Source organism: Candidatus Rokuibacteriota bacterium (assembly GCA_030647435.1).
Lineage (GTDB): Bacteria > Methylomirabilota > Methylomirabilia > Rokubacteriales > CSP1-6 > AR37.
Genome location: JAUSJX010000115.1, coordinates 14,803 through 29,922 on the forward strand (window position 1 = coordinate 14,803; position 15,120 = coordinate 29,922).

Consider the following 15,120-nt stretch of genomic DNA (forward strand, 5'->3'; position numbering starts at 1 on the left):
GTCACACGCACGCGGCCTCTTGGCCGAGTGCTCCGTCCCTTCAACCGCCCGGCGTCTCCAGGCGATGGACGAACACCTCGATCTCTTTCTTGGTCTGGAGGTCGCCGGTCCGCGCCGCCACCTCGAGCCCCTTCCGGTACGCCGCCAGGGCTTCCTCGCGTCGTCCGGCCCGCTCCAGCGCCCGGCCGAGCCCGCGATGCGCGGCGGAGTAGTCGGGCTTGAGCCGGATCGTTTCCTCATACTCGGCGATCGCGCTCTCGGCTTGGCCGGCCTCGAGGTACGCAGCCGCCAGGCCGAACCGGACGACCGGATCGTCCGGCATCAGCTCGGCCACCTCCTTGAACTCGGCGATCCGATCGCGCTCAGCCATGGTCACTGCGACGGTCCGCCCCAGCGCTCGCGCATCGCGAACTCGGCGACCGGCTTGCGCTTGAGCTTCGTCAACGTGCGGACGGGCCGGCCGAGCGGCATGACCGCGCACACGGCGACGTGCTTCGGGATGCCGAGGAGCGCCTGGACCTTCGGCTCCTGGGCGGCGGCGAGCGTGGTGATGGTGCCTCCGAAGCCCTCGTGGCGCGCAGCCAGCAGGACGTTCCACGCGAACGGGTAGATCGACGCGCCGCTCACGATGCCGATGCGCTCGAGGTCCTGGTCCATCGAGGCGACGACCTTGAGATCGACGCAGATGACCAGCACGACGGGCGCTTTCGCGATGGGTTCCGTCAGGTGCGGCGGCGGAGGCGTGCGCTCGATGGTGGCGGCGTCCACGCCCGGCGGGTCGATGGTGTTCCAGGGGCTCTCGCCGTTCTTCACCTGGGCGGCATAGCGCTTGGCGGCGAAGCCGCTCAGGTCCGCCAGCACGCGCTTCGTGGCGGGGTCGCGGACGACGACGACGCGCCAGCCCTGCCGATTGCCGCCGCTGGGAGCGAAGCGGGCGTTGTCGAGGATCTTGCCGAGCGCTTCATCGGGCAACGGATCGCCCGTGAACTCGCGCGCGGCGAAGGTGGCGCGCATCACGTCGTAGAGCTCCATCATGTGCCTCCAGCCGAGCGTTGGGTTGGACCGCACAGGAACGATACCACGGCCGGGGAGAGGTCGCTTGACGGCGCGTCCCGGCGTGTGCCCAATAGGGCCACCCGTTCCATTCTGCCGACATTCACGCGAGGAGATCTATGACGCCGAAAGAGCTGGCCGCCGCGCTGCGCCGACAACTGAACCCGCGCCGGGCGACGTGGCAGAAGCCCGCCGTCCTCGTGCGGGCGCTCGGGCTGCGCCGCGGGCAGGTCGTGGCGGAGATCGGCTCGGGCCCGGGCTACTTCACCCCGCGGCTGGCGCGCGCGGTGGGCCCATCCGGTCACGTCTACGCGGTCGATCCCGAGGCGGCGGTGCTCAACGTGCTGCGCCGTCGCATGGCGCGCATGGGCGTGCGCAACGTCACGCCGGTGCTGGGCCGCGACGACGACCCGCTCCTGCCGCGCGGCCGCTGTGACGTGGCGGTGCTCATCAACGTCTACCACCACATGCGCGGGCGCGTCGCGTTCCTGCGCCGGCTGGTCGCGGCGCTGCCGAAGAACGCCCGCGTCGTGAACATCAACTGGGACGAAGAGACGGAGTTCGGCCCGCCGCCGAAGCGCCGCATCCCCCGCGCGCGCTTCCTGCGCGATGCGCGCCGCGCGGGGCTGCGGCTGGTGGCCGATCGCCCGCTCCTGCCGCACCAGTACTTCCTCGTCCTGCGCCGCGCGCGCTGAGCGGCGCCGGGCTCACCCGGCCGGCTCGCCCGCGTTGACGGCGAGGACCTGGCCCGACACGCTGCGCGTCATGTCGCTGCAGAAGAAGACCGTCGCGTCCACGATGTCGTCCGCCGTAACCATGCGCTTGAGCGGCGACCGCTCGATCATGGCGGCCCGCATCTGGTCCACGGAGATGCCGCGCACCTGGGCCTGGCCGGCTATGACGCGGTCGATGCGGTCGCCCTCCACGGCGCCGGGGGCGACGCAGTTGACGCGGATATTGTGCGGCGCCAACTCGAGGGCCATGCCGAACGTCATGCCGACCTGGCCCGCCTTGGCCGAGCAGTAGCCGATGCGATAGGGTAATCCGCGGCGGCCGGCGCCGGAAGAAATGTTCACGATCGCACCGCCGCCGGCCTTGATCATCTCGGGTACGACGAAGCGCGTGCAGAGATACGAGCTGGTGAGGCAGGAGTCGATGGTATAGCGCCAGTCCTCCATCGAGTAGTCCTGCACCGGCTTGGTCACGCCGCCGTCGCCCGCGTTGTTGACGAGGGTGTCGATCTTGCCGAACTCCTTCACGCCCGCGGCCACCAAACGGCGGACCTCGTCCTCGTGCGAAGCGTCGCACACCACGGCGATCGCGCGGCCGCCCGCGCCCTTCACCTGCGCCGCCGTCTCCTTCACGAGGTCGGCTGAGCGCGCCGCGCAGACCACGGCCGCGCCTTCGCGGGCGAAGCGCAGGCTCAAGGCGCGCCCGATTCCCTTGGACGCGCCGGTGATGATGGCTACCTTTCCGTCGAGCAGACCCATGTCGCTGCCTCCCTTGCCTTCAGTCCCATTGCCTTCGGTTGATGTCAGCTGCGTGGTGGCGGTTTGATGCCGCTCAGGCCTTCGGGGCCCATGCGTCCCACATCCGTGCCGCGAACGCGAGCGAGATCTCGACGTCTTCCTCGAGGAGGTAGCCTTCGGCGGCGAGCGCTCGCGCGGCCGCGCCCACGCGGGCCAGGTAGTCCTCGCGCGAGCGGTAGCGCTCGGCGATTGAAAGGCGCGGATCGCCGGCCGCCTCGCGCTCGGCGCGCGTCGCCGCGAAGGGCAGCGTCGCGCCGGCGAAGTAGAGGAGCTGCTCCGCGCCGCCGCTGTCGGGATGGCGGAGGTTCCAGCCGGTATGCGTGGCCAGCGGCACGCTGAGCTCGGGCACGGCGATGCCCGCGCGCTCGTTGCCGTCGTCATCCACCGCGCTCACTCGGGTGCCGAAGGCGGGGCCCGGTCGCGGCGGCAGCGTCGAGAAGTCCTGGCGCTGCGCCCGCGCGCAGTGGCCGGGATAGCGGGCGCCGGGGATCCGCCCGAACACCCCGCCAAGCGTCGCGGGATCGACGGCGGTGCCGTCGCTGACCCGCGGATGACGGCCGGGCGGCGGCGGGACACCCTCCGTCACCCACCGGTCGAGGTTCACGAGGCACGCGCGGAGGAGCCGGCCGTAGTTCACGACGCCGCGGAGGTGCTGCGAGCGCTCGGTCCATCCGCGCGGATCCGCGGCGACGGCCTGCGCGTCCGCGGGCGGCCACACGCCGAGGCCGTGCTCGGTGCCGGCAAAGTGGTAGACGCGCACGTCGGAACCGTGCTCGACATCGCGCGTGCCCGCGGGATCGGTGTGGATCAGCGAGGCGTCGCCGCGGTGGTACTCGAACGAGGTGTTCGTGTAGAAGACCTTGAGGCCGCCCCGCGGCTCCACTTGGAACGGCTCGAAGTGGTCCATCATCGCCGGCCGGTCTTTCGAGTTCTGTCCGAAGCGGTCGTTGAACTCGCCGAGCATCCCGCCGGCCACGTTGGCGATGATGCCGTCGAGCGCGCGCCGGCCCGCCTCGTCAACGTTGAGATCGTGATGGATCATCGTGCGCAGGAGGCGCCCTGTCTGCGAGCGGCCGTACGCGTAGCCGTGACGAAGCGCGCCCGGCGCGGGGTTGCCCTCGGCTGCGCTCCCGTGCTTGAGCCACGCGGCGCAGTCGCGCAGCGCCGCCATCCCGAGGCCGAGCACGCGGGGGCCGACGGCGGTGTACGCGAGCTGGTAGATCCGGCCCTTGGCGAAGCCGCCGGCCAGATAGATATGGCGGGCGTCGGGGATGACGCGCTCGCCCTCCACGCGGGCGAAGCGCCACTTTGAGCGCGCGATGGCCTCGGGCGGGCCGTCGGGCTGGTCGCGTACCACGAGGACGGCGCCGGGCTCGTCGAGATCCGCGGCTTCGTATGCATCGTGGCCGCGGTCCGAGAGTAGAAAATCGGCCACATCCACCGGCGCCTGGATCTGGACGTAGACGCGCCCGGTGAGCCGCCGGCCGTCGGGGCCGAACGCCTCTGGAGCCTCGAGCCGCAGGAGGCCGGGCAGCCCTGGCGGAAGGTCGCACTGCCAGCCGCATGAGACGACGGCCCAGCCGCGCCGCATGAGCCAGCCGTCGCCGGCGTCGACAGGCGGATGCGGGTCGCCGCCTGGTCCTGCCGCCGGGCGCGTGGCGTGGTTGAAGTTCGGGACGGCGACCGTGTTGCCGCGGTTCACGACGTCCACGAGGAACCTGCCGCTCATCCGCGCGCGATCGACAGGCAGCAGGATCGACACGTCGGCCGCGAAGGCGACGCGCCCGGCCGCATCCCGCGGCGCCAGCGCCACGTCGGTGATGGCGCGATTCGCCGCGTGCTGAGGATCGACCGCGAGGTGGAGCCTGCCCGTCAGCTCCTCGTAGCGGCCCGCGTCGCCGAACGCGCGTCCGCCGGCGAGCGGACGCCGCTGGGTCATCTCAAAGCGCGTGACAGGCATCGGCCCTCCTCGGCGATTCACCCTGGTTCCCCATGGGGCACGATAGTGATCTGTCGCACCCTGCCCCGTCAAGCGACGCGCGGGAGCCGGAAACGGAAAGCACGCGGTATAATCACCCAACGGAGGGGGGTGAGCGCATGGCGAAGGGCACGGGCATGAAGAAGGAAAAGAAGAAGCCGAAGAAGAAGAAGTAGCGCCGGATGACCCGGTCGCTGCTCCTCAGCTGTGAGGCGGTCAGCAAGGCCTACGGGACCCGGTCGCTCTTCGAAGAGCTGTCATTCGGGCTCTTCGAAGGCGACCAGGCCGGTCTCGTGGGTCCCAATGGCTCAGGCAAGTCCACTCTCCTCAAGATCCTGGCAGGGCTGGAGCCGGCCGACCGCGGCACGCGCTCCGTGCGCGGCGGCGTGCGCGTCGGCTACGTGCCCCAGGACCCGGTCCTTCCGCCGGGCGTCACCGTCGAGGAAGTCATCGCCCTGGCCCTGACAGGGGTGGACGAGGGCGAGCGGCCGGGCCGCATCGCGCAGGCACTGGGCCGCGCCGGCTTCGCCGACGGGCGCGCGGAGGTCGACGCGCTGTCCGGCGGCTGGAAGAAGCGCCTCGCGATCGCGCGCGCGCTGGCTGCCGCCCCCGACGTGCTGCTGATGGACGAGCCCACCAACCACCTCGACGTGGAAGGCATCCTCTGGCTCGAGGACGTCCTCGCCGAGCGCGTCCGCGCCGTCGTCGTCGTCAGCCACGACCGGTACTTTCTGGAGCACGTGGCCACGCGCATGCTGGAGCTGAACCGCGCCTATCCTGCCGGCCTCTTCCAGACAGACGGGCGGTACAGCGACTTCCTCGCCCGCCGGGACGACTTTCTGCGTGGGCAGGCCGCCTATGAGGAATCGCTCGCCAACATCGTCCGGCGCGAGATCGAGTGGCTCCGCCGGGGCGCCAAGGCGCGCTCCACCAAGGCGAAGGGGCGCATCAAGGAGGCGGGCCGGCTCATCGCGGAGCTCGGCGACGTCCGGGCGCGCGCCGCCGCCGGCACCGCGGGGATCGACATCACCTCCTCGCAGCGCCGGACACGCCGGCTCATCGCCGTGCGCGGACTGTCCAAATCGCTCGGCGGCCGGTCGCTCATCCGCGATCTCGACCTCACCCTCACGCCCGGCACGCGCGTCGGACTCATGGGCCCGAACGGCAGCGGCAAGACGACGCTGCTGAACCTGCTCGCGGGCACGCTCGCCCCGGATGCCGGCGTCATCGAGCGCGCCGACGGCCTCCGCCTCGTCCGCTTCGAGCAGCACAGGGCGGGCCTCGACCCCGGGCAATCGCTGCGCCGCGCGCTGGCGCCCGACGGCGACGCCGTCACCTGGAAGAGCCGGAGCGTCCACGTCGCCTCGTGGGCCAAGCGTTTTCTCTTCCGCTCCGAGCAGCTCGAAATGCCCGTCGGCCGCCTGTCGGGCGGCGAGCAGGCCCGGATCCTCATCGCGCGCGTGATGTGCGAGCCCGCCGACCTGCTGATCCTGGACGAGCCGACGAACGACCTCGACATCCCGACACTCGAGGTCCTCGAGGAGAGCCTCGCGGAGTTCGACGGCGGCCTCGTGCTCGTCACCCACGACCGGTTCATGCTCGACCGCGTGTCCACCGTGATCCTGGCGCTCGACGGCGAGGGCGGCGCCGAGACCTACGCCGACTACGCGCAGTGGGAAGCCGCCCGCGGCGCGCGCTCGCCGTCGCCGCGCGCCCAGGCCGGTGCGCCGCCCGCGCTGGCGCCGCGCCCGCGGACGAAGCGCCTCGGATACCTCGAGCAGCGCGAGTGGGAGAGCATGGAGCGGGCCGTCCTCGACGCGGAGACCGCGGCCGAGGCGTGCCGCCAGGCCGCGGAAGACCCGGGGGTCGCCGCCGACCCGGCGGCGCTACAGGCCCGCTACGCGGCCCTCGAGGCCGCTCGCACCGAGGTCGCCCGGCTCTACACCCGCTGGGCGGAGCTGGAAGCCAAGCAGGCCTGACGAGACCGGCGGCGCCCTCTCACTTTCGTCGCCTACGTGCGGCTGATGCATTGGACTCGAGACGGCTCAGCCAGTGGAGCGCGACAGCTCCGGCGGCCGCCACGTTGAGCGAGTCCATCTCGGGCGCCATCGGGATGCGGACCTGCAGGTCGGCCGCCGCGAGAGCTTCCGCGCTGAGCCCGCGGCCTTCCGTGCCGAGGAGCAAGGCCACCCGCGCGGGCAGCGGGCGCCCGGCGCCCAGCTCGCCCCCGTTGCCCAGCTCACCGATGTCCACGGCCTCCGCCCGGGGCGTCAGCGCCAACACCGTGTAGCCGGCGTCGCGCAGCCGCTCGAGGTCGCGCGGCCAGTCGGCAAGCCGCGCGAAGGGCAGGGCCACGGTCGCGCCCGACGAGACGCGGATGGCCTTGCGGTAGAGCGGGTCGGCGGTGCCGGGGGCGAGGAACACGGCGCCGACGCCGAAGGCCAGCGCATTGCGGAAGAGCGCGCCGACGTTGCTCGAGTCGCCAAGCCCCTCCAGGACGACGAGCCGCGGGCGAAGCGCCTCGGCGAGGACGGCTTCCGCCGTGGGCTCGGCGCCGCGCTCGCCGGCGGCGAGACAGCCGTGATGGAACTCCATGCCAACCACGGCCTCCACGATGTCCTGACGGACCAGGTAGGTCGGGGCCCCCGCGGCGGCGAGCGCCTCGCCGAGCGCGTGGAGCGCGGGCGGCGTCACCAGCGCCGAGCGCACGCGGTAGCGCCCCGCGCTGAGAAGGCGGCGCACCACCTGGCGCCCCTCGGCAATGAACGTGCCGTCGCGCCGCCGCCGCTCCGCGTCGCGGATCTCGCGGTAGTCCGCGAGGCGCGGGTCCTCGGGGTCCTCGATGGTCTCGACGCTCGGCGCGCCGCTCACTTCTCCCCGACCACCAGCCTCTCGTGCAGCGCGCTGATGATTTCCCCGATCGCCGCGGACGCCCACAGGTCGAAGAAGGGCGATGCCTGCAGGGCCCCGAACTCCCGCATGCCGCGCTCCTTCGCCTGCGCGGGCGTCTCACCGGGCCGCGCCGCCTGCTGGCGCCCGCGGATGCGGTCCTTGTTGTAGATGGCCGGGTACTCGATGTAGCGACAGAGCTCCTGGAAATCCTTCGTGTAGACCACCGCGACCGGCACCGACGCCCACTCCCCGCCGTTCTTCTTGTTCATGAACTCGAGCATGATGTCGTAGTTCGCGTCGGGCGCGGCGGCGGGATCAGGACGCCGCGTCCCCAGCACTTTCTTTCCGTCGCGGTTGAAGATGCGCAGCTCCATCCCGCCCGCCTCGGCGAGCCGCGCGAGCACGGGCACGTCGCGGCGGCAATCCGACGACCAGTCCTCGGAGATCACGAGGATCTTCGCCGGCCCGTTGGGCTGCGCGACAAGCCACTTGATGGCGGCCGCCTGCTCGTCGCTGAAGCGCGCCTTGGCATAGCGCTCGCGGAGCACCGCGCTGTTGTCCTTGCGCGGCGCGCCGCGGGCTCCGCCGTCGGGAAAATAGCTGCCAAAGGCCTCGCGGGCGAGGTTCTCGGCGCTGCCGGCGTACCTGACGTACTCATCGAAGGTCATACCCTTGGCGAACCGCTTGGGAGTGACGACACTCTTGGCCACGTGCACGCTCCTTGGGGTGGTGATCTACCGCGCCTTGTCTTTGTCCATGAGCACCCGGCGGAGGATCTTGCCGGACGCCGATTTCGGGATCTGGTCGATGAACTCGAGGTGCCGGATGCGCTTGTGGGGGGCGACGCGCTCGGCCACCCAGCCCATGATGGCGTCAGCCGGGGTCGCGCGCGAGGCTTCGTCCGCCTTCAGCACGATGAAGGCCTTGGGCACTTCGCCCGCCTCCTCGTCGGCCTTCCGCACCACCGCCGCGTCCAGCACCGCGGGATGCGTCACCAGCAGCGCCTCGAGCTCGGCGGGGGCAACCTGGAGCCCCTTGTACTTGATGAGCTCCTTGGTTCGGTCCACGATGAAGAAGAACCCGTCGTCGTCCACGTAGCCGACGTCACCGGTGTGGTACCAGCCTTCGCGGTCGAGACACGCGGCGGTCTCCCCGGGCTGGTTGAGGTAGCCCTTCATGATCTGCGGCCCGCGGATCAAAAGCTCGCCGTCCTTGCCCTGTGGCACTTCCTCGCCGGTCACGATGTCGACGATCTTCACCTCCGTGTTCGGCACGACGCACCCGGCAGACCCCGGCTTCATCGGCGCGTTCTTCGTCGGGCTCAGGTGCGTCACCGGGCTCGCCTCCGTCATGCCGTAGCCCTGGACCACGGGGCACTTGAGCTTGCGGCCGAGCTCGCGCGCTATCTCCTCGCCGAGCGGTGCCGCGCCCGAGAAGACCAGCCGGACGCTCGAGAGGTCGGACTGGGCGACGGCAGGATGCTTCACCATCCCGAGAACGACCGGCGGGACCAACGGAAGAATGGTCGCCTTGTATTTCTGGATGAGGCCGAGGAACTCCAAGAGGTCGAAGCGGGGCATCGACACGATGGTGCCGCCGCTGGCAAGTCCCAGCATCATGATGACGACCATGCCGTAGATGTGGAAGAAAGGCAGGAACGCGATCGTGACGTCGGCTTCGGCAAACCCTCCGAAGTTCTCCATGCCCTCGACCTGGCAGAGGTTCGCCACCAGGTTGCGGTGAGTCAGCATCACGCCCTTCGGGAGCCCGGTCGTCCCACTCGAATACGGCAGGACGACGAGGTCTTCTCTTGGGTCGATGCGCACGGCCGGCGGCTCGTCTCCCGCCTGGAGGAGATCGGAGAAGGGCGTGGCGCCTTCCGCCGTGCCGAACACGAAGACCTCCTCGATCGCGCTCTTCTTCGCGGCCTCCTGCGCCTTGTCGAGGAAGGCCGGCACCGTCACCAGGAACCGGGCCCTCGAGTCCACCAGCTGCTTCGCCAGCTCATCGGGCGTGTACAAGGGATTCGCCGTCGTGTTGATGCCTCCGACGGAGGCGACGGCGAGGAAGATCACCGCGTATTCGGGCAGGTTGGGGCTGTAGATCGCGAAGACGTCGCCCTTCTTGAACCCGCGCCGGCCGAGCCCGGCGGCCGCCCGCTTGACGCTCTCCGCGAGCTGGCGGTACGTCAGGGTGCGGCCGGTCGGCCCGTCGATCAGCGCCGGCTTGTCGCCGAGCCGGGCCGCGTGGCGCAGCACGTAGTCAGTGATCGGCACGTCGGGAATACGCACGTCGGGACTCTTGCTCTTCGAAATCATCAGGTTCTCCTTGGAGTGAGTCTCGGCTAGCAGCAGCCCCCGGCGATGGCGCCTTTGGGCAGTACGCGATCGGGCTCCCAGCCCCACGGGCGCGGCCCGAAGTCGGGCGCGAACACCGTGCCCCGCTTCACCGTGAGATGCGGAAGGAAGGCGCGCTCGACGCGCAGGCCGGAGCCCAGGATGTCGTAGACCATCCAGTCGCCCTGCCGGAGCTCGAGGACCGAGACGTCGGCCTGGCGTCCAACCTCGAGACGGCCGAGCCGATGCTCGACGCCGATGGCCTTCGCGGGGTTCGTGGTCGACATCGCCACCACCTGCGCCGGCGTGAAGCCGAGGCCGAGGAAGCGCGTCATGATCTCGGTCATGCTGTGCACCGTCTGGAGACGCCCGGGCACAGTCAGGTCGGTGCTGATGCAGTGCGGAAGGAGGCCCTGGTCGATGATCCGGCGGCCGACGTCGAAGCTGAAGTTCATCCGGCCGTGCGCGGTGTCGAACCAGACGCCGCGGTCGGCGGCCTCGCGCGCCTCGGGCACGAGCTTGCCGTTGGCGTCGAGGACACCGCCGGGGTTCGGCGTGAAGTAGTGGGTCAGGATGTCCCCGGGCTCGAGCAGCGAGAGCAGCGGGTGAATCACCTTCGGGTCATAGCGCTTCGTCGTGTCCCCGATGTGGACCATCAGCTTGATGCCGGCTTCGCGCGCCGCCCGCTTGGCCAGCTTTGGCATCTCCATGCCCATGATCTCGAGCGCGGGCGATACCATGCGCGCCTTGATCCCGCGGATGAGCCCCTTGTACTGGCTGGCCACCCGCACCGTGTCATCGAGGTCCACGCTGCTCTCGGCGATGATGTCCGGGTTCGTGGCAAGCCCCGTCTGGCAGATATGGAGAAACGGCACGATCTCGGTGTGACACCGCGGGATGATGTGACGTGGGAAGGCGTCGAAGGTGGCCGCCCCCGCGCTCCCGGCGTCCACGATGGTGGTGACGCCGGCGTAGACGCCGGCCAGATCGGGATTGACCCCGGTGCGGTTGACGCCCTCGAACACATGGGCGTGGCAATCGATCAGCCCCGGCGTGACGATCTTGCCCCCGACCTCAACCACCCGCGCCGCCTCGCCGGCAGCGATGCCCGCGGCGATGCGCGCGATCTTCCCATTCCCGATCGCCACGTCAAGGACACCGTCGAGCCCGCTCGCCGCGTCAACAACGGTCCCACCCTTCAGCAAGAGATCGTACATGTCTGTCCTCTCGGGAAGTCTTCCCCGCCAACGTCACGCTCGGGTGGGCATGTTGGATCGCAAGACCTGACCCCAGATTCTACAAGCAACAAGGCCGGCGCAGGGACCAGCGCCGGCCTTGTGCGTGAGCGTCAAGATCCCTAGGCTTTTGCTGGCTGCTTCTCCTTTTCTTCGGCGCTCTCCCGGACAGGGGGAATCACCCGCACACGGCCTGTCTTCAGATCTTCCTGACGGGCCGCCTGTTCCTGCTGGAGGCGCTCAAGATCTTCATCGACGTTACGCATGTCAGCTACCCCCTATCCGCAAGTCTACGCCCCCCGGGGTGGTGGAGCAATTTCCCTGGGTGCCAGAGTATCTCTTGAACAGGCGCTGTCTTCAAGACCATCAGGTCTATCGGGCCCCCGCAAAGCGGCTCACCAGGTAAGAACCGTTCCATCTGAACTTGGGTCGACGCAAGAAAGTACGCGAAGTCCATTGCGTCCTGGATGGGCATCACCCCAACGGAGAGCTGCTCGATCGGCTTGAGTATCTTGAGCTGCCCAAGCGTGTGCCGCAACGCCTCGATACCCACGGGCTGATCCCCAACCTTGAGTTCGTCGGCCAACGCGGTCACAAGCCTGAAGTCGTAGCCGTACAACAGTGTAAAGACATTCCGGTACGATCCTTCGAAGTAGACAGGGTTGTCGATCCGCCCGACAGTGGTGTCCTGGCCACGATAAGCGATGCGCCAGACAACTGGCTCGCTGGAGGACGGTGACACTGCCGCTAGCATGAGTACCGTGTCTGGCCAGCGTTCGACCTGCACGTCCGCCCAATAAGCGTTTCGCATCTTCGCCATGTCTTCCGCGAAGCCACGGATCGCCTCGTCATGCTTCTGATAATCAGAATGGCCAGGCACCGTACTTGAGGCGATGTAGTCCATAAACGAGATGCGACCAAGGCTCGCACTCCCGGTGACCACGACCATCGCGGTGTTCGACTGATCCTTCACTATCTTGGTGGCGTTCTCATACGTCTGGGGCACGACGATCGGCTCCCCGTTCGTGTCGAACCCGGCACGACCGTAGGTCGTCAGCCGGCTGTCAGCTGCAAACACGACTGCTGTAGACGTCTGAATCGAGATTGCGATCGTCACAGCTGGCACTATACATCTGCAACCGCGGAACTTGGCGCACCTTGCAGGGTGTCTGGGAAGCAATACAGTCTACGGCCCAAGCAGGAAGAGGCGATCCTCAAGAAGAGCATCGAGACGCTGACGCCCTTCACGGGGCGCCGTCCGGTCGGCTGGCGCGCGCCGTCCTGGCAGCTCTCGGCGAAGTCGCTCGATCTCGTCGCCAAGCACGGCTTCGAGTACTCATCGAACATGATGGACCGGCTCGTGCCGTACCTGCACCCGGAGACCCACGGCGTCACCAACTTCGCCGTCGAATCCCATCACTGAGCCCTCCTGATGACTTCCACGCGGCCGGCCTTCGGATCTACCCGGACCCGGTCCCCCGTCCGGATCGCCTCCATCGGGTCGGGTGAGAGCTGGTCCATGAGGGCGATGCCGGCCAGGACCGCTCCCTGGACCATGACGGGGTTGGCCCAGGTGAAGAGCATGGCGACCGGCGCGAGCCCCCGCGAGCGGAGATCGAACAGCGCCCACGAGGTCGCGAAGCCGCCTTTGGCGAGCGGGCAGACGAGGACCTTGCCCGCGATGGACGCTCCGTAGAGAGCGTGGGACTCCCGGGAAATACGGCCGGTGACACGGTCGAGATCGTAGCGGGCGCTGAAGCCGTCGGGGGAGACGAGGGCTAGGCCCTCCACCACCTCCCCGACCCCCGCGTGGCCTGTCAGGATCACGGGCGCCGCATTCATGCGGAGATCCTCCCCGTGACCGCCGCCTCCACGCAGTCGGCCGTCGGCCGGAAGATCGCGTTGTAGCCCGAGGCCGGAATGATGTTGGCGAGCTTGGCCGAGTCGGTCACGATGGTCCTGAACCCGTGCCGGCGCGCCAGTTCTCGCGGCGTCATGATGTAGTAGCACGCTCCCGCCAGGATCTTTCCGCCGGCCTCCTCGATGACGGCCGTGTAGCCCATGCTGTCGGCCAGCGCCTTGACGGGCTGGTTGGTGGTCAGGAGGAGCATCGTGTCACGGTGGACGCGCCTGCCCCGGAGTAGCTCGGCCAGGAGACGCACCTCGAAGAGGGAGAGATGCGGCGTCCCGAAGACGACCAGGTCGGCCTTTTCCTTTTCCGGGACAAAGCTCCGGTAGATGGAAGCGAGCGCGCCGGGCGCGACGACGATCCGTGCGCGGGGGGCCCGCCCGCCGAAGGCTTCCTCAAGCGTCCGGGCCTCGGGCGTCACGCCCACGATGTGGAACATGGCCAACGACCCGTAGGAGGCGAGGGTCGCACCGAGCTGCTTCAAGGCGTCGCCGCCGGGGGCGACCTGAAGCCCGGTGAAAACGGGGACGAGCCAGTAGTTCGTGAGCTGCCGGCCCACAAAGACCCCGAGGGCGCCCCAGTCGCTGACGGTTCGCGGCGAGTCGCGCACCTCGACGAGATGGGTCCCAAACCGGCACTCGGGCAGGTGCATGCCGTAGGCCGGCACCCGCCCGGTGAGGGCAGCGCCGTAGGAGGCGGGCCCACCCTCGAAGTTGGAGCGGGCCCCGGCCACTGCGTTGGCGTAGATGACCGTGCCCGTGTCCCCCCACGCCAGGTGCTCGCCGAAGAGCGGCTGGCAGATCGTTTGGTAGTTGGTGCAGGAATCGAGGGCGACGCCACCCATCGCCACCACCAGTTCGCGGAGCCGCCGCTCCTTCGCCGCCACCTCCTCGGGCTGGCCCAGCTCCCGGTAGAGGTCGAAGTCCACGTTGCGCGCGTTGGTGGTTGTCGGCACGACGAAGCGGGCCCCCTGCCGGACCAAGTCCTCGACGAAGGCCAGGCCGGCGTCCCCCATGGACTCAGAGTCGCCCGTCAGGTGAGCCGAGGCGACGGGAACCATCTCGCGGGCGCCGAAGAACTCGCCCACGGCCATCTGCATCGCGAGAGCCCGGCCGGCCGGCTCTCCCCAGCGACCAGCCAGGATCCCGTCTTCCTCGGGCGTTAGCCGGAGCGGCACCGGTCGGCCCTACCGGCGGATGCCGATCTTCCCGGCCATGTCGGTGTAGCCCTCGACCTCCTTCTCCACGAAGGCGCGCATGTCGGCGGCGTTCAGGAAATCGATGTTCATGTTGATCCGGTCGGCGCCCGCCAGGAAGGCGGGGTCCTTTGTCATCTCGGCGATGGCCGACTCCCACTTCTTCACGATGGGGTCGGGGGTCGCGGACGGGAACGCCACGGCGGCCCACCACTGGACGCGTACCCCCTTCATCACGCCCTGCTCCTCAGCGGTCAGCACGTCGGGGAGGTACTTGACCCGCGAGGGCGAGAGGACAGCCAGGAGCCGGATCTTCCCGGCCGTCGTCAGAGCATGAGCTTCGGCCACCGAGTGGATCGACAGCAGGACGTGCCCCCCCGCGAGCTTGGTCAACGAGTCTGCTGCGCCCTCGGTGATGACCATCCTGGTCTTGCTTGGGTCCACGCCGATCTGGGTGAACCAGTCGAAGGCCGTGTAGCGGGACGGGCCGGAGGGTCCGACACTGGACCAGATGAGCTGGTCGGGGTGAGCCTTCACCCAGTCCGAGAGCTCCTTGAAGCTCTTCCACTGCGCGTCCACTTTGACGGCGAAGACCATCGGGTCCCGCACGATCCGGGCCGCGTACTTCCGGTCGGCCAGGGTGAGCTGCGGGGTCTTCCACGCGCCGATGTGCATCGAAGAGGTCGTGTGGATGTCTATGAGGACCGTGTAACCGTCGGGGCGGGAGTCCTTGAGCGCCGCCCGGGCCCCGATGATCCCGCCGCCACCGGGTTTGTTCGCGACGAGGATCGGCTGCCCCCACTTCTTCCCCATGTAGTCGGCGAGGAGGCGGGCGATCAGGTCCGTTCCCCCGCCGGGGGTGAAGGGGACGACGATCTCGATGGGCTTGGTCGGGTAGTCCTGCGCCTCGGCGGCCAGGGGGCTCAGGAGCACGAGTGCAGCCACAAGCACTATCACGGTGCGAATCCAGGTCATGGTGTCGGTTCCTCCTTG

General features: G+C 69.2%; 16 protein-coding genes. 3 read left to right on the forward strand and 13 right to left on the reverse strand.

What is annotated here, in order from left to right; genetic code table 11:
* Positions 1 to 40: 40 nt before the first annotated feature.
* Both Q7W02_19830 and Q7W02_19835 read right to left on the reverse strand, forming a co-directional pair.
* A complete protein-coding gene (locus Q7W02_19830; GenBank protein ID MDO8478400.1) occupies positions 41 to 481 on the reverse strand; it encodes a tetratricopeptide repeat protein in 441 nt (146 codons plus the stop codon).
* Entirely contained in the window at positions 373 to 1,032 is a 660-nt protein-coding gene (locus tag Q7W02_19835; GenBank protein ID MDO8478401.1) for a nitroreductase family protein, read from the reverse strand. The genes Q7W02_19830 and Q7W02_19835 overlap by 109 nt, the downstream gene beginning before the upstream one ends.
* A gap of 140 nt (positions 1,033 to 1,172) precedes the next feature.
* On the opposite strand from Q7W02_19835, the gene Q7W02_19840 reads away from it, so the two are divergent.
* A complete protein-coding gene (locus Q7W02_19840) occupies positions 1,173 to 1,748 on the forward strand; it encodes a class I SAM-dependent methyltransferase (GenBank protein MDO8478402.1) in 576 nt (191 codons plus the stop codon).
* Positions 1,749 to 1,760: 12 nt separating this feature from the next.
* Here Q7W02_19840 and Q7W02_19845 read toward each other — a convergent pair whose 3' ends face one another.
* Positions 1,761 to 2,543 (reverse strand): SDR family NAD(P)-dependent oxidoreductase, encoded by a 783-nt coding sequence (locus tag Q7W02_19845; protein ID MDO8478403.1) that lies wholly within the window; start codon positions 2,541 to 2,543, stop codon positions 1,761 to 1,763.
* 73 nt (positions 2,544 to 2,616) lie between these two features.
* The gene (locus Q7W02_19850; protein ID MDO8478404.1) at positions 2,617 to 4,542 is read right to left on the reverse strand and encodes an alpha/beta hydrolase domain-containing protein; all 1,926 of its coding nucleotides are present in this window, start codon (positions 4,540 to 4,542) and stop codon (positions 2,617 to 2,619) included.
* 200 nt (positions 4,543 to 4,742) lie between these two features.
* Between Q7W02_19850 and Q7W02_19855 the strand changes: the two genes are divergently transcribed.
* Positions 4,743 to 6,539: an ABC-F family ATP-binding cassette domain-containing protein gene (locus Q7W02_19855; protein ID MDO8478405.1), complete on the forward strand. Its 1,797-nt coding sequence runs from the start codon at positions 4,743 to 4,745 to the stop codon at positions 6,537 to 6,539.
* A 19-nt stretch (positions 6,540 to 6,558) separates the two neighbouring features.
* Here the strand turns inward: Q7W02_19855 and Q7W02_19860 are convergent, their stop codons facing one another.
* From Q7W02_19860 to Q7W02_19885, 6 genes are all read right to left on the reverse strand, one after another.
* On the reverse strand, positions 6,559 to 7,431 hold the full coding sequence (locus tag Q7W02_19860) for an RNA methyltransferase (protein MDO8478406.1): 873 nt from the start codon (positions 7,429 to 7,431) through the stop codon (positions 6,559 to 6,561).
* On the reverse strand, positions 7,428 to 8,162 hold the full coding sequence (locus Q7W02_19865; GenBank protein MDO8478407.1) for a thioredoxin family protein: 735 nt from the start codon (positions 8,160 to 8,162) through the stop codon (positions 7,428 to 7,430). Before Q7W02_19865 ends, Q7W02_19860 begins: the two co-directional genes overlap by 4 nt.
* Positions 8,163 to 8,186: 24 nt before the next feature.
* A complete protein-coding gene (locus tag Q7W02_19870; GenBank protein MDO8478408.1) occupies positions 8,187 to 9,770 on the reverse strand; it encodes a 4-coumarate--CoA ligase family protein in 1,584 nt (527 codons plus the stop codon).
* A gap of 26 nt (positions 9,771 to 9,796) precedes the next feature.
* Positions 9,797 to 11,005: an amidohydrolase/deacetylase family metallohydrolase gene (locus Q7W02_19875; protein MDO8478409.1), complete on the reverse strand. Its 1,209-nt coding sequence runs from the start codon at positions 11,003 to 11,005 to the stop codon at positions 9,797 to 9,799.
* A 140-nt stretch (positions 11,006 to 11,145) separates the two neighbouring features.
* Positions 11,146 to 11,289: a hypothetical protein gene (locus tag Q7W02_19880; protein MDO8478410.1), complete on the reverse strand. Its 144-nt coding sequence runs from the start codon at positions 11,287 to 11,289 to the stop codon at positions 11,146 to 11,148.
* Positions 11,290 to 11,294: 5 nt separating this feature from the next.
* Positions 11,295 to 12,140 carry a hypothetical protein gene (locus tag Q7W02_19885; protein ID MDO8478411.1) on the reverse strand — a complete coding sequence of 282 codons (846 nt, stop codon included), beginning with the start codon at positions 12,138 to 12,140 and terminating at the stop codon, positions 11,295 to 11,297.
* A gap of 48 nt (positions 12,141 to 12,188) precedes the next feature.
* Between Q7W02_19885 and Q7W02_19890 the strand changes: the two genes are divergently transcribed.
* On the forward strand, positions 12,189 to 12,446 hold the full coding sequence (locus Q7W02_19890) for a hypothetical protein (protein MDO8478412.1): 258 nt from the start codon (positions 12,189 to 12,191) through the stop codon (positions 12,444 to 12,446).
* Here Q7W02_19890 and Q7W02_19895 read toward each other — a convergent pair.
* Genes Q7W02_19895 through Q7W02_19905 form a run of 3 tightly spaced genes read right to left on the reverse strand, consistent with a single transcriptional unit; the run spans position 12,440 to position 15,102 of the window.
* A complete protein-coding gene (locus Q7W02_19895; GenBank protein ID MDO8478413.1) occupies positions 12,440 to 12,865 on the reverse strand; it encodes a DUF126 domain-containing protein in 426 nt (141 codons plus the stop codon). The genes Q7W02_19890 and Q7W02_19895 overlap by 7 nt on opposite strands.
* A complete protein-coding gene (locus tag Q7W02_19900) occupies positions 12,862 to 14,109 on the reverse strand; it encodes an aconitase X catalytic domain-containing protein (GenBank protein ID MDO8478414.1) in 1,248 nt (415 codons plus the stop codon). Before Q7W02_19900 ends, Q7W02_19895 begins: the two co-directional genes overlap by 4 nt.
* Positions 14,110 to 14,118: 9 nt before the next feature.
* Positions 14,119 to 15,102: a tripartite tricarboxylate transporter substrate binding protein gene (locus Q7W02_19905; protein ID MDO8478415.1), complete on the reverse strand. Its 984-nt coding sequence runs from the start codon at positions 15,100 to 15,102 to the stop codon at positions 14,119 to 14,121.
* Positions 15,103 to 15,120 lie beyond the last annotated feature (18 nt).

Excerpts from the sequence above, each read along its gene's own strand:
- Q7W02_19835 (MDO8478401.1), bottom strand. The coding sequence starts at position 1,032 with ATGGAGCTCTACGACGTGATGCGCGCCACCTTCGCCGCGCGCGAGTTC.
- Q7W02_19840 (MDO8478402.1), top strand. The coding sequence starts at position 1,173 with ATGACGCCGAAAGAGCTGGCCGCCGCGCTGCGCCGACAACTGAACCCG.
- Q7W02_19845 (MDO8478403.1), bottom strand. The coding sequence starts at position 2,543 with ATGGGTCTGCTCGACGGAAAGGTAGCCATCATCACCGGCGCGTCCAAG.
- Q7W02_19850 (MDO8478404.1), bottom strand. The coding sequence starts at position 4,542 with ATGCCTGTCACGCGCTTTGAGATGACCCAGCGGCGTCCGCTCGCCGGC.
- Q7W02_19855 (MDO8478405.1), top strand. The coding sequence starts at position 4,743 with ATGACCCGGTCGCTGCTCCTCAGCTGTGAGGCGGTCAGCAAGGCCTAC.
- Q7W02_19870 (MDO8478408.1), bottom strand. The coding sequence starts at position 9,770 with ATGATTTCGAAGAGCAAGAGTCCCGACGTGCGTATTCCCGACGTGCCG.
- Q7W02_19875 (MDO8478409.1), bottom strand. The coding sequence starts at position 11,005 with ATGTACGATCTCTTGCTGAAGGGTGGGACCGTTGTTGACGCGGCGAGC.
- Q7W02_19880 (MDO8478410.1), bottom strand. The coding sequence starts at position 11,289 with ATGCGTAACGTCGATGAAGATCTTGAGCGCCTCCAGCAGGAACAGGCG.
- Q7W02_19895 (MDO8478413.1), bottom strand. The coding sequence starts at position 12,865 with ATGAATGCGGCGCCCGTGATCCTGACAGGCCACGCGGGGGTCGGGGAG.
- Q7W02_19905 (MDO8478415.1), bottom strand. The coding sequence starts at position 15,102 with ATGACCTGGATTCGCACCGTGATAGTGCTTGTGGCTGCACTCGTGCTC.